At 63.3% G+C, this 19,047-nt stretch carries 13 protein-coding genes and 1 pseudogene; 3 read left to right on the top strand and 11 right to left on the bottom strand.

Going from position 1 to position 19,047, the window contains the following annotated elements; genetic code table 11:
- Nucleotides 1–24: 24 nt before the first annotated feature.
- The 9 genes from IVA82_RS18320 to IVA82_RS18280 form a co-directional block, all read right to left on the bottom strand.
- Nucleotides 25–858, bottom strand: coding sequence for a phosphoenolpyruvate hydrolase family protein (locus IVA82_RS18320; RefSeq protein ID WP_148738013.1), 834 nt, complete (start codon nucleotides 856–858; stop codon nucleotides 25–27).
- Nucleotides 859–861: 3 nt separating this feature from the next.
- Complete coding sequence (locus IVA82_RS18315; RefSeq protein WP_247390205.1) at nucleotides 862–3,078, bottom strand: ABC transporter permease; 2,217 nt, start codon at nucleotides 3,076–3,078, stop codon at nucleotides 862–864.
- Nucleotides 3,071–3,853, bottom strand: a complete 783-nt coding sequence (locus tag IVA82_RS18310) for an ABC transporter ATP-binding protein (protein WP_148738011.1) — start codon at nucleotides 3,851–3,853, stop codon at nucleotides 3,071–3,073. The genes IVA82_RS18315 and IVA82_RS18310 overlap by 8 nt, the downstream gene beginning before the upstream one ends.
- On the bottom strand, nucleotides 3,846–4,931 hold the full coding sequence (locus tag IVA82_RS18305; RefSeq protein WP_247390203.1) for a branched-chain amino acid ABC transporter permease: 1,086 nt from the start codon (nucleotides 4,929–4,931) through the stop codon (nucleotides 3,846–3,848). Before IVA82_RS18305 ends, IVA82_RS18310 begins: the two co-directional genes overlap by 8 nt.
- A gap of 1 nt (nucleotide 4,932) precedes the next feature.
- On the bottom strand, nucleotides 4,933–5,943 hold the full coding sequence (locus tag IVA82_RS18300; protein ID WP_247390202.1) for a branched-chain amino acid ABC transporter permease: 1,011 nt from the start codon (nucleotides 5,941–5,943) through the stop codon (nucleotides 4,933–4,935).
- Nucleotides 5,944–6,178: 235 nt separating this feature from the next.
- Nucleotides 6,179–7,006, bottom strand: a complete 828-nt coding sequence (locus tag IVA82_RS18295; RefSeq protein ID WP_247390200.1) for an AraC family transcriptional regulator — start codon at nucleotides 7,004–7,006, stop codon at nucleotides 6,179–6,181.
- Between the two features lie 124 nt (nucleotides 7,007–7,130).
- Nucleotides 7,131–8,378, bottom strand: coding sequence for an ABC transporter substrate-binding protein (locus tag IVA82_RS18290; RefSeq protein ID WP_247390198.1), 1,248 nt, complete (start codon nucleotides 8,376–8,378; stop codon nucleotides 7,131–7,133).
- A gap of 322 nt (nucleotides 8,379–8,700) precedes the next feature.
- Nucleotides 8,701–10,236 (bottom strand): hypothetical protein, encoded by a 1,536-nt coding sequence (locus IVA82_RS18285; RefSeq protein ID WP_247390197.1) that lies wholly within the window; start codon nucleotides 10,234–10,236, stop codon nucleotides 8,701–8,703.
- Nucleotides 10,237–10,265: 29 nt separating this feature from the next.
- Complete coding sequence (locus tag IVA82_RS18280) at nucleotides 10,266–11,456, bottom strand: glycosyltransferase family 4 protein (protein ID WP_247390195.1); 1,191 nt, start codon at nucleotides 11,454–11,456, stop codon at nucleotides 10,266–10,268.
- A gap of 284 nt (nucleotides 11,457–11,740) precedes the next feature.
- On the opposite strand from IVA82_RS18280, the gene IVA82_RS18275 reads away from it, so the two are divergent.
- Nucleotides 11,741–13,837 (top strand): GumC family protein, encoded by a 2,097-nt coding sequence (locus IVA82_RS18275; protein WP_247390193.1) that lies wholly within the window; start codon nucleotides 11,741–11,743, stop codon nucleotides 13,835–13,837.
- 57 nt (nucleotides 13,838–13,894) lie between these two features.
- Here the strand turns inward: IVA82_RS18275 and IVA82_RS18270 are convergent, their stop codons facing one another.
- Nucleotides 13,895–15,241, bottom strand: coding sequence for a polysaccharide biosynthesis C-terminal domain-containing protein (locus tag IVA82_RS18270; protein WP_247390191.1), 1,347 nt, complete (start codon nucleotides 15,239–15,241; stop codon nucleotides 13,895–13,897).
- Nucleotides 15,242–15,704: 463 nt separating this feature from the next.
- On the opposite strand from IVA82_RS18270, the gene IVA82_RS18265 reads away from it, so the two are divergent.
- A complete protein-coding gene (locus tag IVA82_RS18265) occupies nucleotides 15,705–16,928 on the top strand; it encodes an NAD(P)/FAD-dependent oxidoreductase (protein WP_247390189.1) in 1,224 nt (407 codons plus the stop codon).
- A gap of 28 nt (nucleotides 16,929–16,956) precedes the next feature.
- On the opposite strand, the gene IVA82_RS18260 is transcribed toward IVA82_RS18265, so the two are convergent.
- On the bottom strand, nucleotides 16,957–18,093 hold the full coding sequence (locus IVA82_RS18260; RefSeq protein ID WP_247390187.1) for a GNAT family N-acetyltransferase: 1,137 nt from the start codon (nucleotides 18,091–18,093) through the stop codon (nucleotides 16,957–16,959).
- 326 nt (nucleotides 18,094–18,419) lie between these two features.
- On the opposite strand from IVA82_RS18260, the pseudogene IVA82_RS18255 reads away from it, so the two are divergent.
- A pseudogene (locus tag IVA82_RS18255) lies at nucleotides 18,420–19,047 on the top strand (O-antigen ligase family protein); the annotation flags it as partial.

Raw genomic sequence — 19,047 nt, 5'->3', positions numbered from 1 at the left:
TTTCCCTCCTTCAACCTTCCGGCGTTATCGCGCGCCGATCGCCTTGAATTTGCGCACCTGCTCCGTCAACGCCCGTTCGACCGGCAGGCGCTCCATCGAGGAGGCGCCATAAAAGCCGTGGCAGTGACGGGTGCTTTTCATGATGAAATCGGCATCATCCGGATCGGCGATCGGGCCGCCATGGGCGAGCACCAGAATGTCCGGATTGACGCTGAGCGCGGCGGCGGCCCAGGTGTCGATCTGGGCCGGACAGTCGTTCAGTCTGGGCGCCGTCTGCGCACCGATCGTGCCGCCGGTGGTGAGACCGAGATGGCAGACGATGATATCGGCGCCGGCGATCGCCATCGCGGCGGCTTCCTTCTCGCTGAAGACGTAGGGCGTCGTCAGCAGGTCTTTCTCACGCGCCTTGGCGATCATGTCGATCTCGAGCGCATAGGACATGCCGGTCTCCTCAAGATTGGCGCGGAAGACGCCATCGATCAGGCCGACGGTCGGGAAGTTCTGCACGCCGGCAAAGCCGAGCGCCTTGAGCTGGTCGAGAAAGACGTCCATGTCGCGGAATGGATCGGTGCCGTTGACGCCCGCGAGCACTGGCGTCTTGGCGACGACGGGCAGCACTTCGCCGGCCATCTCCAGCACGATGGCGTTGGCGTCGCCATAGGGCATCAGGCCTGCGAGCGAGCCGCGCCCGGCCATGCGGTAGCGGCCGGAATTGTAGATGACGATGAGGTCGACGCCGCCGGCCTCCTCGCATTTGGCGGACAGACCTGTGCCGGCGCCGCCGCCGACGATCGCCTCGCCGCGCTTCGCCATGTCGCGGAACCGCCTTAGGAGTGCTGCGCGCTCAAACCTGGCCATCGGTCACCTCACTAGTCGCCGGCGCGCCCCGGCGCGGCCGAACAGGGCTCGGAATGCGCCGACAATGGTGGAGGCGAACTCGGGATCGTTGATGTTCTGTTTGACGCGGATGAGCTGGCGGCTGCCGGTCTGTCGCACCGTGCGGTCCAGCGCGCGGAACAGGGCGGCGTCGGCCTCCGGGTCCCAGAACGGCTGGCGCGGCGCATCGAGTGCGGAGACGCCGCCCTCAGGCAGGAAGAAACGGACCGGCCCGTCCATCTGGTTGAGGCGCTCGCCGATCCAGCGGCCCATGCGCTCGTTCTCCTCCGCCGTCGTCCGCATCAACGTGACCTGCGGATTGTGGACGTGGAATTTGCGGCCGCGGTAGCGCTCGGGCATGGTCTCGGGCGGGCCGAAATTGACCATGTCGAGCGCACCGACCGATCCGACATAGGGCACGCGGGTGCGGATGATGGCGCCGAACCGGTCTTCAGTTGCCGGAAACACGCCACCCATCAGGAGATCGCAGATTTCGGTCGTGGTGAGATCGACGACGCCTCCGATTTGGCCGGAGTCGACGAGGTTTTCCATCGAGCGCCCGCCGACCCCCGTGGCGTGGAAGACAAGGCATTCGAACTCCTCACGCAGGTCCGCCGCGATCTTCTGCACGGCCGGCGTCGTCACGCCGAACATGGTGATGCCGATCGACGGCAGGCCGGTGGCCACAGCCCGGTCCCGGGCTTCGCGCTGGTCGAGGCGCGCCTTCGCCATGCCAGCGATCGCGTTGGCACCGTTCGACAGCACCGCGCGCGAGATCGAGTTGAGTCCTTGCACGTCCGTGACCGAATACATCATGGCGATGTCGGCAGGGCCGACATAGGGCCCGACGTCGCCGGAGGCGACAGAGGAGACGATCAGCTTGGGCACGCCGACGGGCAGGGTGCGCATTCCCGGCGCGACCAGCGACGCCGCGCCCGAGCCGCCCGCCGAGATTATCGCGGCGACATTGCCCTGGCGCCGCAGCCAGTTGGCAAACGCGTCCGCCATCGCCGTCACGGCGGCACCGCGATCGGCACCGAACACGGCTGAGCCGCCGCGCCCGTGATTGAGGGCGATTTCCTGCGCGGAGACGTCGCAGGTGGCTTGCTTGCCGCTGGTGGAGACGTCGACGAGGCGCGTGCGCAGACCGCTGCCGGCAATGATGTCGCGTATGAAGCGGAGCTCGGCGCCCTTGGTGTCGAGCGTGCCGACGACCAGCACGACCGGCGGCCCGGACGGCTGTGACGTCGCCGGCTCGCGCTTGCGCCGCGCGCCGTCGTCGAGGCGCGCGATCTGCGTCGAGAGCGTGCGGGCCGCCGCCTCGATCCGGGCGATCGGGGCCGGCTGCGACCAGCGTGTCGGCGGTGTCGGGTTGGAGATGTAGATTCGAATTGGGCCACTCGGCCGCGCAGGCTGCGGCGCTGATTTTGTCTCGGTACTCGCAGCTGGCACGTCGAGATCAGGCGTAAGCTCGGCATGCAGCCCGACGCCCAGCAGCCGCTGCTGCAGTTCGCGGTCGGCGGCAAGCCGCATCGAGTCGATGATGCGGTTGATGCGTCCGTTGACCATGATCGCGACATTGCGCGAGACCGTCGTCGCCACGCCGATGTTCTGCTCGATCACGAGCACGGCCATGTCGCCGTCCTCACCGAGTCGCAGCAACATCTCTTCGACCTGGGCGACGATGACGGGTGCAAGCCCCTCGGTCGGCTCATCCATGATCAGCAGATGCGGGTTGGTTAGGAGCGCGCGCGAGATGGCGAGCATCTGCTGCTCGCCGCCGGAGAGCTGGCCGCCGCCATGGTCCTTCCGCTCCGCGAGCCGCGGAAATGTCTCGTAGATGCGCTCGACGGTCCAGGAGCCGGGCCGCATGCCGCCGGCAAGCCGCAGATGTTCGTCGACACTGAGCGAGCGCCAGAGCCGGCGTCCTTGCGGCACGTAGCCGACGCCGAGGCGCGCGATGTAGGCTGGCGGCCGCCGCGTGATGTCCTCGCCGCGGACGCGGATCGAGCCGCCGCTCACCGGCACCAGGCCCATGATCGCCTTGCACAGCGTGGTCTTGCCCATGCCGTTGCGGCCGACGACGGAGAACACACCGGTATCGAGCGAAAGGTCCACGCCTTGCAGCGCATGCGAATGGCCGTAATAGACGTCGAGGCCACGGATCTCGAGCGCGGCTGCGGCGCGGCGGACCTCATTCATGGCCGCCTCCGAGATAAAGCTCCTGCACCTCGGGATCGGACTCGATCTCCTGCGGCAGCCCTTCCTTGAAGATGCGGCCGTTGTGCATCATCGTGACGCTCTCGACCACGCGCAGCGCCACGTCCATGTCGTGCTCGATGATGATGTATCCGATATGCGCCGGGAGCGAGGTCAGGATCTCGACCAGCTCCTGCCGTTCGGTCGGCGAAAGGCCTGCGGCCGGCTCGTCGAACAGCACGAAGCGCGGCGCGCCGGCGAGCGCCAGCGCGATCTCGAGCTGGCGCTGCTGGCCGTGGGCGAGCTCGGCGACGGGCTGGTCCTTCACGCCCGCGAGATGGACGGCCTGCACGAGATTGTCGGCCGCGTGCATCAGCGCGTCGTTCTGCCCGGGACGCAGGAACGAAAAACGCCCGCGCGAGACGCCGCGGCAGGCGAGATAAACATTGTCCTGCACGGTGAGGCCGGGAAACAGGGCGGAGATCTGATAGGTCCGCCTGAGGCCGCGGCGGATGCGTTCATAGGGCGGGAAGTGGGTGACGTCTTCGCCGAAGAATCGGATGGTGCCGGAGGAGGGGGGAAAGTCGCCGGTGATGCAATTGAACAGCGTGGTCTTGCCGGCACCGTTGGAGCCGAGCACCGCACGCCGCTCGCCCGGCCGAACGGTGATGGTGACGTCGGTCAGCGCCGCCAGCGCGCCGAACAGCCGCGTCACGCCGCGCAATTCCAGCGCGGCACCGGCGCCGACCGCCGAGAGGCGTTGCGCGACGCTATCCATGGCCGCGTCCTCCTCCGCCCGCGCGGTTCGCAGCAGGTCGCTGGCTCTGGCGCCACCGTTGCCATAGGCCGATAACGCCGTCCGACGACCAGAACACGATGGCAAGGAAGCCGAGGCCGATCAGCAGCCGGAAGCGGTTGCCGTCGAGTCCTATCTTGACCAGGAAATCGAGCGCGAAGGTCCGTAGCAGGACGAAGATCAGTGCGCCGATGTAAGGGCCAATAGGCCGCGTGATGCCGCCGACGACGGCAATGATGAGAACATCGATGCAGGCGCCGACGCTGACCGAGCCCGGCGAGATCTGGCGGTAGTTCCAGACCTGGAGCACGCCGGCGAGGGCCGCGATGAAGGAGGCGACCGCATAGGCGGCGACGCGGTGCGCGTTGACGTTGAAGCCGAGCGCCGCCATGCGGCGCGGATTGTCACGGATGCCCTGGAGCGCCAGACCGAACGGCGCGCGGGAGACGTATTCGACGGCGAAGTAGCAGAGCGCGGCGACGGCGAGCACGATATAATAGAACGGAATATCGGCGCGCCAGTCGACACCCCAGAAATGCGGCGTAGCGACGGTGTTGATTCCGGTGTGACCGTTGAAGATCGCCCAGTTCTGGTTGGTGAAGTAATAAAATGCCGCGCCGATCGCGAGCGTGATCATGATGGTGTAGATGCCCTCAGTGCGCACGGCGAGCGCGCCGCCGAACGTGCCGAAGATGGTCGCAAGCGCGAGCGCCATCGGCACGGCAAGCCACCACGGCCAGCCGAGGCTGATATTGGCATTGCCGCTGACACCGAACACCGCGACCATGTAGGCCGCAAAGCCCGCGATAGTGAGCTGCATCAGGCTGACCATGCCGGCATAGCCGGCCAGCAGCATCAGGCTCAGCGCCATGGTGCCGAGGATCAAGGTCGTCGCAAAGATCTCGATCAGGAAGAAGCCGTTGGCGATCAGCGGCATGATCAGGAGGATGGACGCCACGATCCAGGCCGCTGGATTGTTGATCTCCGGCCATCCGCGCAGAGCCGGGCGCTGCGCTGTAGCGGGCCGGACCTGGACTCGGGTATCGTGGGTGACGGACATCTCAGCGCCTCGCAAGCAGGCCCTGCGGCCGAAGCGCCAGCACCACCACCATGATCAGGAACGTCACGACGATCGCGTAGGTCGGGATGTAGACGGAGCCGAGTTGTTCGGCGAGGCCGATGATCAACGCGCCGAGTGCCGCGCCCGGGATCGAGCCCATGCCGCCGACGATCACGACCACCAGGGACGCGAGCAGGAAGCGAATGTCCTCGCCCGGTGACAGCGATTGGAAGGTTCCGCCGACCACTCCGGCGATGCCGGCCAGTCCGGCGCCGAGTGCAAAGACGAGGACGAACACGACCTGGATCCGTACGCCGGTCGCAGCAAGGATGTCGCGGTCATCGACGCCGGCGCGGATGATCATGCCCATGCGCGTTCGGTTGAGCGCGAGCCACATCGCGACACCGATCACCACGGAGGCGGCGAAGATCACGAGCCGCACCAGGGGATAGCGCAGATAGACTGGCTCGCCGGAGGATTTGATAGCGGTGATCAGCGGCAGCTCGATCGGGCCGATCAGCCAGTTCGGGGTCTGGATCTGATAGAAGTCGCCGCCGCAAGCCCACAGCATCAGATCGGCAAACACGATCGACAGCCCGATCGTGACCATGGTCTGGCGCAGGTCCTGGCCCTCCATGCGGCGGAACACGATGACCTGAAGCAGGACACCGACCAGCGCGGTCAGGATGAAGGCGATGATGAAGCTGAGGATCCACGATCCGGTCGAGGCGCTGATGGCGTAGCCGATATAGCCGCCGAACAGATAGAGCGATCCGTGCGCGAGGTTGACGTTGCGCATCAATCCAAAGATCAGCGTGAATCCGCTCGCAACCAGAAAGTAGAGCCCGCCGAGCGTGATGCCGTTGAACACGGCATTGAGGAACACGCGCTTGCGGCCGATCGCGTCTTCAAGGCCGGGCGGCCACACCGCGAAGATGAGCCAAAGCGCAAGCGCGATGGCGATGATCACGATCAGCGCCCAGGTCGGATGGCGTTCGACGAAGCGCGTCACGATAGCTGCTCCATGCTCGCCCAGCCGCGCAAGTGGGAGCAGGGATGGATCAGGCGCCAGCGACCTTGATCGACGTCGTGCTTCGAATGCAGCTCGGACAAGCCCCTGCAGGCTGCGTGCCTCGCCATGGACGTGCGTTCTCCCAGAACCTGACAATGCTCTTTCGGCACCGCCTTCCACACATCCTAGCGCGAGCGAGGTTGGCGCATTTGACCGTCAGTATCTTTTCGCGCGGTCAGGCACGTAAAACCTTGGCGGCGCGGCGATAATCGGTGGGCGCCATCCCGACATTGGCGGTGAAGAAGCGGGTGAAGCCGCTCTGCGAGGAGAAACCGAGATCGAAGCCGATATCGGCGATGGGTGCTTCGCTGGCGACGAGAGCCTCGAGCGCCTGTTCCATGATCAGGGTGTTGAGATAGAGATGCGGCGTGACGCCGGTCTGGGTGCGGAACAGCCGGTAGAAATGCGGCCGCGACAGGCCGGATTCCCGCGCGATCGTGTCGAGCTCCATCTCGGCGCCCGGACTTTCCGACATCAGCTTGATGCACTTGCGCACGCGGAAGTCCGTGACGGCGCCACTCGCGCGCGCCTCGCGTGCGATTCCGGCCTGTTGCCAACTTTCATCGTAGCAGATGTCGATCAGCCGCCGCAGTTCGCCGTCGAGGCTTGAGAGCGACGGTGCGCCGCACACGAGCGCCGCGGTTCGCCGGATATGCTTGTCGAGTGCGACCGTGCGCTTGAACTCAGTGCGGCCGAAGCGTAGCCGATCGGCCCCGGGTGCATCGGGTGCGAACCACTCGGCATTGACGTAGAGCACGAAGAAGATCGCGCCGCCGTCGAGATCGGACGGCAGGAAGTTGTGCGGCTCCCAGGGGTTGACGGCGACGACGGAGCTTTCGGTCAGATCATAGTGCCCGTCGGAGACATCGATGCATGCCGACAGGCCGCCGACATGGAAGATCAGATGACCTTCGCGGTGTGCGTGCACGTTGAAGGGGCGGTTCAACTGATAGACCGTCGCCCGACCGAACCGGCCGTGAAAGACGGCGAGCGCCCGGCTCATGCCTTTCCCTCCCGAATGTTTCAGGTCTTTTCAGTGAGCGTTCAACAACCGGGAAGAGATTGCAAGCGCAGAACGGCCGCGTCCGCAAGTCGCTTCCCGGTTGCGAGACAGAAGGGAAGTGTCACTATTTCTTACATTCCGGGACGCTGCGGCTCGGCAGTCCGATCTTGGCGAACACCGCCGGATCGTAGCCGAGCGTCTGGTTCACGTTCGGGATCACCTTCACGACCTTGCTGAACAGCGCGCCTTTGCCGTCATCGACGACTTCGGTGACGAAGTTGGTGCCGATCGCCTGGCGGTTGGCATCGAGCTTGATCTTGCCGTTGGGAGCGTCGATCTCGATCTTCGCCAACGCCGCTTTGAACTTGGCCTGGTTGTTGGAGAGGTCGCCATTAACCTCGCGCAGTGCCAGGATGAGTGCCATGGTCGAGTCATAGTAATTGGTCGCAAGCAGCGACGGGCTCGGGAAGCGCTTGTTGGGCGGGAAGGCGTCTTGATACGACTTGACGAATTTCTGCCAGCCCGGATTCTCCCAGGTGTCGGCTTGGCCGCTCGCCGCGATGGTGCCGATCAAGGCGTTCTTGGCGTTGCCTTTGGATGACAGGATGGTCTGGTCGATCATGATGGAACCGCCCATCAGATGCGCCTTGCCGCCGGCCTGTTGGTACTGATTGAGGAAGTTGACGGCGTCGGCACCGCCGAGCCCCAGATAGATCGCATCGACATCGTCGGGCAGGGCCGCGATGACGGAAGCAAAATCCTTGGTGCCGAGCGGCACCCATTGCCGGTTGGTGACCTGTCCGCCGGCGCCGCAGAATTCGAGCACCAGACCGAACACCTGGGTGTAGATGAAGGAGTAATCCTCGCCGACGGTCGCGATCTTGCGATAGCCCTTGGTCTCGTAGGCATACTTGCCAAGCCCCACCTGCCACTGCGCGCCGTCCATGTTGTAGCGGAAGAAGTTCGGGGCGGGGTCGACATAGGTGGCTTCCTGGGCGCCGGAGGCCGCATTGATGAAGGTCAGCTCGGGGTGGGTTTTGGCAAAGTTCTTCACCGCGATGCCCTCGTCGCCGGAGAGCGGCGACAACAGGATCTGCACCTTGTCCTGCTCGATCAGCTTGCGTACGGCGCGCACCGCCGAGTCCGGTGTCGCGTCGGTGGAGGCAACGATGAATTCAAGCTCCTTGTCGCCGACCTTCTTGCCGAGCACGTTGAGCGCGGTCTGATGACCGCGCATGCCATCCTCGCCGAGCACCGTATAGGTGCCTTCGAGGGTCGCGGTGACACCCACCCTGATTTTTTCCTGCGCGATTGCCGCGCCTGAAAGAAGCAGGCTGCTTAACGCGATCAGTCCCACACTGCATTTTGACATCTTGCACTCCTCCCTGTGTCCCTGGGTCGCCGATGCGAACGGGCGAACCGCCCGTGGCTCGCGAAGGCGCCCGGCTTCTTGAGAGAAGGCTAACCGAAGTCGGATGCGGCGCACGCGTGGGCGCCTCGTCGGGTTTGACGGGCAGTCTCATTTTGAATGTTGCGGCGCAATTTGCTTCGCGGTGCAGCAGATGGCCGTGCGGAGTTCATTGCGGGGCGTCGACCCACGAGTCCCGGAAGCGTCAAGAGGCAACGAGGCGGTCGACTTCAGGACCCATGCCGAGCGATGCGATCAGCCGGATGCGCCTTCGGCGGTCCGAGCTTCAGCGGACGGTCGACGGACTGGCTCGCGGGGACCAAACGGCCGATGGAAACTTGCTTGCGAAGGCTCGGATCCTGGGTTGAACGCGCGATCCGTCTATCACTTCGAGTTGGCCACAACGGTTGAAGGTGTGCAACTTCCTGCCGGGCCATGCCGGCCCCGGTCCAAGGGTGTGGCGAACAATCTGTTTGAATGTCGTCGGCGACAGCTCGACTATCTCGGCCAGACCGAGCGCAGCGCCGTAGCCGCCTGCACAATCCTGGACAGGCCGCCACAATGTTTCATTGACGGTGACGAAATTGCCTGCCGGCCGCGCGCTTGCGCGGTCGATCAGGACAGGGTTGCTGGCATGAGGCAGCCAGGGCCCTAACAGGCTCTTTGCGTAAAAAATTGCCAGCGAATCCGAATACCCGGCGGTTCCGTCGCGCCAGGCGGCAAACAGATAGTTCATTCCGTTGTGCCGCGTGATCGTGACGTCGGACAGCTCAATGCCTGAAAAGAGCGTCGCGTGTCGCTCCCACTTGTCCGGAAACCGTACGCATTTGTACAGGGCCACGTCCCGATTTGTGGAGCTCTCCGGGATCATCCATAACTCGCCGTTGTCCTCGATCAGGAACGGATAGGACAGGTGCCAAGGCTCCTCCAGTACGGGTACGACCTCTCCGATGGGGCCCGTTTCATCGAACTCGATCGCCGAGATGATCCCTTTTCCGACCCGGTGATCGAGATCCTCGAAGAAGACGAACGTCCTGCCGCGCCACCTGACCGGAAAGGGATCGGCGTAGAAACGATGCCCTGGATCTGCAAGGACGTTCCAGCCGGGCCCGGACAGATCGCCGGTATTCCAGACGCCCGCGCCCTGATTGAAGCGCCATCCGACGTGCCAATGCGGAGCATAGCAGCAGAGGCGATAGATCTCCCTGGCGATCGATGCTGCCAATCCGCGCACGACATAGCCGGCAGGGTGCCGGCGGATGCTTTGCCCGGCGCAGCGCGCCAGTTCCGGCAAAATCCGCGGCCTTCCTGACAGGATCGCCGTTACCATGCTCAGGGTTCGTGCCATGACCGTGTCGAGACCGCCGCTCAAGCCGGCCGCGATCTCTCCGGAAGGATGGCCGCGGTCGAGAACCGAGCCATCGCGCTCGTTGATGATTTCGATGACCGGCAGGTCGCCGGCGAGAATGGCCGACAATGCAGCGTCCTCGCCGGCGGCTCCGTTGAATATCGGACGGAGAAGTAGCCGGGCAGAAGAGTTTGGATCGCTTGGGGCACGGGTGAAGTTGACGATCACGTCAGCCGGGGCGGTGGGCGGCCGCGTGTCGTCCGGAACGATTTTCAGTTTGTCGGCGCCGCTGCGCTTGCCCCGATGCAAAACCAGGCGCTCGAGTTCGAACAGCGCGTCCAGGCCGGCAGGTCTTGCCTGCGCCGTTGCGGTCCACGCGATTTGAATCGGAACATCCCGGCCGTCGATCGACAACGCTTCGCGGCACATCCACCGCCGCGCATGCTCACGTTCGCAGCGAAACTCGATGATCATGTCGAGATAATCTACTCCGGCGCCCGCGATCAAATGATCTGGTCGAGGATTTGGACGTATTCCTCCACCATGGCATCTACCGAATAGCGCAGCTTCAGGCTTTTGGCGTTCTGTCGCAGTTCGTCGCTCAGGTTTTGGTCTGCCAGAATCGTGGATACCGCCGCCGACAGCTTCGCATGATCGGAGGCATCGACGAAGAGGGCTGTGGGTCTTCCTTCGAAAGACAGAACCTCGCGCAGGACGGGAAGATCGGTGACGACGGAAGGAACCCCGGCGCTTGCAGCTTCAACCGCAGCCAGGCCGAAGGTCTCGGCCTGGGTGGGAAACACAAACACATCCAGGCAGGCCAGAAAGTCCGCCATCCGGCGCGGCGGAATCTCGCCGACCAAATGCAATCTGTCGGATACTTTTAGCTCTTCCGCGAGCTGCCTCAGCCGTGCCTCGTCGGTTCCCTGGCCGGCCAGTGCAAGGTGCCAGGATCGTTCATCGGGCAAGAGACGTATCGCCAGATCAAGCCGCTTGTGCGGGTGAAGCCTCGCGGCGCAGCCGAGCAATATGCGGTCCTGCGGCAAATCGAATTGTCGTCGCGCAGTTTCCTTCGGCAGCGCGATCGATTTGTCGTCGAAGCCGTGCGCCACATGCGTCATGCGGGATCGGTAGGCCGACGGGTAGCGCGAGTACTCGCGCTGCATGTCCAGCGAGTTGAGCGTTATGTGGTCGAAGAAGCCGAGACTGCCCATCACGATGTCGGCTGCGCGGACCGGCCAGCTCATCGACAATGCTGACGAAACCTGATTGGCGACAACAGGGGCGCGGCTGACGAGACGCGAGATCCCTGCGCCGATGACGTTGCCGAAATGCTGGAAGGTCAGTACAGCGTCGGGCCTGACGGCCCTGATATTGTGACCGAGTCTCCAGAGCATTCGCAGCAGCGCGAGCGGACTTCCGGGGCGGCTGGACGCGCAATAGAACGTATTCGGCGGCTCGTCGAAGGAGTCCGATTTGCGGAAGAAGAAGAGGTTTGAGACCTGATAGCCGCGTGCACTCAGGCCGACACCAAGCAGTCTGGATATCTCCTGGGCTCCAGCGTTCTCGGCCTGGGTCTGCACGAGAAGAACGCGCGGCTTCTGCCTGCTGTTATCTGGTCGCGCGACGGACGGTGCGGTCGACGATCGCATCGTTGCCTCGCCCAATTCGGCGTTTGGCTGATAGCGGAGCACGGATTCCTACCCGATGAGGGAATGGATTGTTGACCTTCTAATAGCCATAGCTATCACGCCAAGCTCAAGCGGACATCGACAAGCGCGCAACGGAGTTAATGCGCAGCCTGGGCGAACAGGTCTCTTTCACAACGGAAATTCGTCGATTCCGGCGGGAACGTACGGTGCCCGTTAACCAATTGGCCATGACCATGCGGAAGGCGGGTAACTGCGGATTAACCATAGATATTTACGGTGGAGCAGGCCGCTGAACAGTGTTCGCCAGTTGAATCCGAGTAGTATCCATGACGTTCGGTCGCCCCGCAGACCCGACAAGTTCCGGCTCGGCCGCAATCGCCGCGTCGTGGCAGACTCGAAATGCGTCGAACGGTGAAGCCGGTGGTACCGCCGCACGCGATGGCGGTGCGCTCACAGTCGCAGGCGCGTTCTCCTTTCTTCGGGACAACGCCCGCCGCATCCTGACGCTGGCTCTGGCGATCTTCGCCCTCGGCGTCGTCGTTCTACTCGTGATTCCGGTACGATTTGCGGCGACCGCTCTGGTCGTTGTCGATCCCCGAGAGCAACGCGTGACCACGGAGCAGGACGTTCTGCCGGGCATAGGGCAGGATAGTGCCGCGCTGCAAAGCCTGGTTGAAGTCGCCAAGTCCGACGGCTTTCTCGAGCCGCTGATCGAGCAGCTCAAGGTTCGGGATGACGCGGACATTTCCGGGGGGCACACCGACCCCGCGCGCCTGCTCGAGAGATTCCGCAACCGTCTCGACATTTCCCGGCGCGGGCTGACCTATGTCATCGCCATCCGGTTCACCTCGAACCGGCCGGAACGGGCTGCCTATTATGCCAATGCCATTGCCGAGGCGTTCGTCGCCCGCCAGGGGCGCATGCGCACCGACGCGACCGACGAGGCCGCCGATTGGCTCGGCGGCCGGCTGAAGACATTGAACGACCGCCTGCGAACCTCCGAGGATGCCGTTGCTGCATTCAAGATCGAGCACAGGATCGTCAATGCCGGCAAGGACGCCACGACTCAGCAATTGCGCGTGACCGAACTGTCGCAGCAAGTTGCTGCTGCGCGCGCCCGCACCGAAGAGGCGAAAGCCCGTTACGAGCAGGCGCAGCGCGATGTGAAGGCGAATGTCGAAGGGCCCGCCAAGCAGGATCTCCTGAGTGCCCTGCGGGCGCAGCGATCGGCGCTTAACGACCAAATCGCGCAAAAGCGCGCGGTGTTGGGCGATCGCCATCCCGATCTCGTCATGTCGTACAGCCAGTCGAATGATCTCAATAGACAGATCGAGGTCGAGCGGACGAAAGGCATCGAAACCGCAAAGTCGGAATACGAGGCACAGCAAGCCCAGCAGAGGGCCCTGGAGAACCAGATGAAGGCGGCTGAATCGCAGCTCCTCGTCGATGGTCAGGCTCTGGTGCGGCTGCAGGAGCTGCAGCGCGACGCCGAGGCCAACCGAAACATCTACGAACAGTTTCTTTCGCGGTCCAAGACCACGAACGAGCAGCGCCTTCTGCAGAGCTCGCAGACCAAGGTTGCTTCGGCCGCCATTCCGCCGCTTCGCTCCACCCTTCCGCCGCTGCCTTTGCTGCTCGCCGCTCTGGCGATTGGTTCGCTTCTGACAGCGACGGCGGCCGTGGCGGCTACGGGACGGAGATCCAGCGAGTCCGTTTCGGAAATCCGCGGACTGGACCTGGCTCCACGCCAGTCCGAGGTATGGCCGCGCCCTCCCGTATGGGCCCGTATTCCCGATCTGGCGCCTGGAGAGCTCGCCAAAAACGTCTGGCAGGGCGGGCTATCCGCGGGAGCCGAACTTGATCTCAGTCCTCATCTGCGTCCGCTCGTCGAGAGGTTGGAAAAATTGCCAGGACCTCGGGGCAAGGTCGTTCTTGTGATGTCAGTCGGGAAGATGGCCGGCGGCAACACCGTCGCGCGTTCGCTGAACCGGTGGGCTTTGAGCACGGGAAAACTGAGCGTCCTGATCCAAGTGCAGCCGGATCTCGGCGGTGCCGGCACCACCGGAGCCAACGGGCACGGCGAGGGCGCCACCATCGCGGGCTTTCGCAGCGTCGATATGCTTCTCGGCGCGGGCAGGAGGCCAGAGTCGCTGTCTGAGGACGATATTCGTTCGGAGTTTGACCTGATCGTCGTCCATGCGACGTCTCTTGCTTTCCAACCCGAGGCGGCGGCTCTGGCGGCTTACGCCGATCTGGTTCTCCTGGTGGTCTGCGAAGATGCTGTCGATTCACCAGCCATGCGCAGAGCGACGGCTGCGATATCGAGATTTGGTGGCGTGCCGACCGGACTTGTGGTCAATCGCGCATCTCCCAGTGCGGCGGCCTCTTATCGTCGGGGCGAGGCCTTGGGCCTGGTTGGTTGATCCTCGTTCGGCAACGTAATGCCCAGGCGCCTTGGCTATCAAACGCGAGTCGCGCCCTTAATCGGTCGTATCGGCGACACGGACGGAGTACGCGTTGCGCTTGAAGAACGGGACGCGCGAGAGCACCAGAATTGAAGGATCGACTCCGGCTAGCCGGCGGCAGAGCAAATTCAGGACGATGGTCGCGAACGCCAGCGACACCGTCGCTGAAATCGCTGCGCCAAGTACCCCGAGCCAGGGAATGAGGACAAGAAATCCAATCAGCCGCACCGCCACATTCGCGGCAACAACCGGGACATATTTCCGCTCGTGGCCAGTGAGCTGGAGGATGGCTGCGGACGGACCGCCAGCGGCCTGAATGGCAGTGCCGATTGCGAGCACGATCAGGACCGAATGCTGCGCGGCGAAATGGGCCCCGAACAGGTTGAGGAGGTAGGGGCCGCCAATCCAGATGATGACGAGTCCGCTGACCACGCAAAGCGCGGTCACCTCCGCCATGAGCTGCAGCGTCCGCTTGAATTCCTGGTGGTTCTTACTGAAGTACAGCGAGGGAAGCCGGCGCGCCCCGAAACTATACAAGGCGGCCGACAGCATGGCGAAGATGTTGGCGAGGCGCGAAGCGGCGAAATAGATTCCCGCGGTCGTTGGGTCCAGCATCCAGTACACCAGGATGACGTCGAAGTACTGGTTCGCAACCTCGAGGATGGATGCGACCCAGAAATGCAGGGCACTCGATCTCCAGCGCGAAGGCTCCGAGCGAGCCGGCGTGTCGCGCAGGTTCGGCAGGGCTCGCGCAATCGCAACGATCTGCGCGACCACCCCCACCGACATGGCAATCGTCATGACGGTGATCAATTCGGCGGGTTCGAGTTGTTGATGACCGAACAGCACTGCAAGCAGAAACAGGACGACGCCGACACGCCAGAAGAGCTCCCTGTTTCCTTCTCCCATGAGAATGCTGACCAGCGAGCGCGCGATCTGGCTGCCGAGCATCAGCCCGGCGTTCACTGCAGTATAGGCCGACACGGCCAGTATCAGCAGCCACCAATCGCCTCTGATGTTCGCCGCCAGTGCGATCGCGGCGACCGCAATCACCATCGCAACGAAGGAAATCTTCAGGCTCGATAGGAGCACACCTTTCGTGAGGTCGTGCCGATCGCCCACCTGGTACTCGTTCAGGAAACGCACAAGGAGCGATTCCTGGCCGACCAGCCCTACGACTGACGCGATCTGGGCGAGCGAAATCCAGGTCGCAAAGATGCCGAACCCATCCGGCGACATTGTTCGTGCCGCCAGCGAGAACAATGCGAACGCCAGCGCTCCGCTGGCGACCTTCAGGAGGATGGTCCCGGCAACACCGCGCGTCACGTCGCGTCGCATGAATTGGATGATGGATTCGATCATGAAAGTTACGAGGGCGGCTTCCCGAGGGAAACACGTTACGATACCGGCGCAAGCCTAGCACGCGAAAAGACTGCGAGTGTTAATGTACGGCGTCCAGGATATTTCCGGCTGTGACTGTTGCGACGGTGCGCCGGGTGCATCATCGTGGAACACCATCGTTCCAGTTGTCCCAGATAGTGCAAGGCCCGCCTCACCGAACAACGGCACAGCGCCGCGCGGCTTCCGGCGGGGGGGCGATATTGGCTGCTCAACTGCGCAATGGCACGCCAGTAAGCACCGCCGCGGCCGGACACCGGATTCGCAAGGTCGATACCAGCAAGGTGCGTGCCGAGATCTCGTCAGGCTGGATCATGCCTGTTCTTCATTAACCTCGATGTCGAGAAATGATCGCGTTTGGCTCCATGATGCGACATCAGGCGAGGGACTTGCACATGCAACAGTCGTTAACTGTGGGAGGCTGGACATGACGGCGAACAGCGGCGCGGCCGAGCCGATCGCGCCCGCCGGGGCTGCGACGATCGTCGCGGATATCGCCATTGTCGGTGGAGGCCTTGCCGGATCGCTCGCGGCTGCCGTCCTTGCAAGAGCAGGACATCGCGTGGCCTTGGTCGAGAAGCGTGCCGTCCATCCGGATGAGTTCCGGGTCGAAAAGATTGGCAGCCAGCAGCTCGACGTGTTCCGCAGGCTAGGCTTCATCCGCGGCCTCGAGAGCATGGCTTGTCCATACGACCGCGTGCTCAATATCCGGGAAGGCAAAGTTGTCGACGTCAGCGTCGGACGGGCTTACGGGTTCACCTATCGCCATCTCGTTGCGATGGCGCGCGGTCAGATACCCGATCCATCGAGCCTGATCATTGACGAGGTCATCGCAGTGAGCTGCAGCGATGACGTGCAGCATCTCGACCTTGCCTCGGGAAGGCGCCTTCAGGCGCGCCTCGTCATCTTGGCGACGGGCATGGCGGGAGTTCTCGGATACAGGCTGGGAATTCGGCGGCGCGTGCTGGCCGCACAGCATTCGGTCTCGTTCGGCTTCACCATCGCGCGCCGGGACGGCGCGCCATTCGATTTTAACGCCCTGACCTGTTACGGCGAACGCGCCCGCGACGGCATCGACTATCTCAGCCTGTTCCCGGTACCGGCCGGCATGCGGGCCAATCTCTTCATGTTCCGCGACCCAACCGATCCGGTCATGCGCGAGCTGCGTCGCGACACGGAAGCGACAGTTCTGCGCCTGCTGCCGGGACTGCGGTGTTACCTCGGCGATTTTCTCGTCACAGACCGAGTGCAGAATTGGGTGATGGACCTTTCCATCGTCGAGGGGCACCTGCAGCCGGGCGTTGTGCTCATCGGCGATGCGTTCCAGACCAACTGTCCTGCTGCCGGCACCGGCGTTGCCCGTCTGCTGGTGGACGTCGAGCGTCTTAGCACCGAATATGCACCGCGATGGCTCATGACTGAGGGCATGAGCAAAGAGAAGATATCGCAGTTCTATTCAGATCCGGCCAAGGTTGCGGCGGATCAGCAGTCGCTGAAAATGGCGCGCTTCCGCCAGGCCCTGACGTCTCGCGGGGACATCGGCTGGGATGTGCGGCGGCGGCTGCACTTCCTCCGGCGCAAGATCATCCACCGGTTCGACCAGGCGCGGCCGGGCTGGCTCGGGCGCGTCCGTACTGCGCTGCGCGCCTGAAGGCAGCCCGTCGCCATGCGTCTGTTGGTCAGCGCGTCGGAGACGAGGTGCGGGTCGCAGGCAGCCTGAACTCCGAGATTCGCTTTGCCGCCAGCTTGAGCCAGGGAGCCTGCCTCAGTGCGAACAAGGCGATCGTGCCTGCTGTGCTGCCGGCTTGAGTGACCGCCCACATCGGCGAAGGCTGTCCGCCAAACGATTTCTTGTAGGGCTCATCACCGATCGTGAAATCGAGCATGCGGTCGCCGCGCTCGATGCAATCCCTTGCGACACGCTCAAACATCAGAGCGCCAAGTGACTGGCTCTTGTATCCGGCAATGTCAAACGCACTCATGATGACGAGGAAACTGCCGCGATGGCACAGTCCAAGCACGGCGGCGATCACGTTGCCGTCCATCTTCAGGGCGTAGAGTCGAACAAAGGAGCCGAGACCGCGGAGCGCCACGTCGGAATAGAAGTCGTAATACTCGGGGCGCTGGAGCAAATCTCCGTCGCCATGCGCCTGAAACCGCGGACCGCGAAGTTTCCTCATCACCTCCATCGTAGCGAGCGCAGAGGCGCTGTCGTCGCAGCACGAGAAGACTAGCGCGCCCTTCTTCTCAAGCTGGCGGTACTTTTTTGCGAGCTCCTTTTGAACGGAGCGATCCATCGCGCTGGCCCGCCAGTGCTCAAACGGGGCGAGGAGAACGGTCGCATAGGCATTCGTGTCCATGGATACCCGGCGTGGCGCCGCCAGGAGGTTCTCGATCGGAAGCCGCCCATCGGGCAGCTTGGTCATCCGGAGCAGATCGAAAGGCCGAATGAGGCGCCGGATCTCGGCGCAAGCATGCTCGTCCTCGGGGAGTTGCGACAACAGTTCGGCACTGCAGACCGGCGCCAAATAGTCGGATACGCGGAGGTCGGCGAATTCGACGGTTCGTATCGGGCCGCGTCGAATCCGGAGCAAAGGCAGCACCATCGCGAGCGTGCCTGTTAAGTGCCGGCGAACAACGACGATCAGCGGCTCCGCTCTCGCATGCAGGGCGAGCTTGGCATAGAGGCGGTCCAGCCAGAGCGGATGCTGGAACGCGGTCGCGGCCGAGTTGTCGAACAGCTCGACGTATTCCGGAGACAAAAAGTCGAACCCGTGATCGATGCTGACATCGAACGTATCGCTAGCCTTGTTCATACGTGACCGGGAACACCAGAAATTTCGGGAAGGCCGATCGGCCTGAACTGCGCTCTTATAGCAGGGCGGTGCCGGCGCAGACACCGGTGAGGCGCGATCCTTATTAATAAGTCAGGCTTACGCGCCGTCGCTTGACCCATTTTGTGATCCTTCAGCGCTGAACCAGATCCGGCGTCGGCCTGCCCGAAAGCGTCTCGCCCCCGATTGCATGGCAAACGTATCGTTAACGAATTCCCAATCCTTGATGTCGTGCAGCCTTTTGGGCGCGGAGCTGGCGCGCGATCCGCGATAGCAATTTATTAACTGTGCTTAAGGAAGGTCAGATCATGGCCAGCCTGCAGACCGAGGTGAATTCCGGGGTACCCGAAAGCGCGATCTGGAAAACGCGCGGCGTCGGCGTGGAAAAGCTTGCCAGGATCGTCATCGGCGGTTCGATCACCGTCAATGTGGTCGCATCGATGGGCACCTTCAACGCCGCGCTGCTGCCTGCAGAGTTCACCAATCTGCAACAGGCGATCGCTCTCTTGATGTGGGGCGTCCTGATCTACGCCAGTGCCTTCGTGCGTCCACGGCTGTGGCTGCAGTTCAATCCCGACCTGATCGTGCTGGTGGCATTCTATGCTCTGGCCGCCATTTCCGTGGCCTGGAGCAGCGTCAGCGCCGCTGCGATCATGAAGAGCGCGGCGCTTGTGGTGACGACCTTCGGTGCGTTCTGCCTCATCACGCGCGTCGACATCGACGAGATCGTGAGGTCGACGGCGCTCGGTCTCTTCATCCTGGTCGCCGCATCGGCTTTTTGTGCGGTCTTCGTGCCCGAGATCGGGGAAGACCAGAGCTGGATGCACAATGGTCAATGGCAAGGAATCTATGAATCGAAGCAGACGCTCGGCTTCGTCAGTGCGTATCTGATGTTTTTTGCCTGCTATCGGAAGATGAGGGGGCAGGGGTGGGCGG

The sequence above is a fragment of the Bradyrhizobium sp. 142 genome (assembly GCF_023074015.1).
Classification (GTDB): Bacteria; Pseudomonadota; Alphaproteobacteria; order Rhizobiales; family Xanthobacteraceae; genus Bradyrhizobium.
Note: the sequence above shows the minus strand (reverse complement) of the source record. Positions and strands in the feature narration are given on the sequence as shown.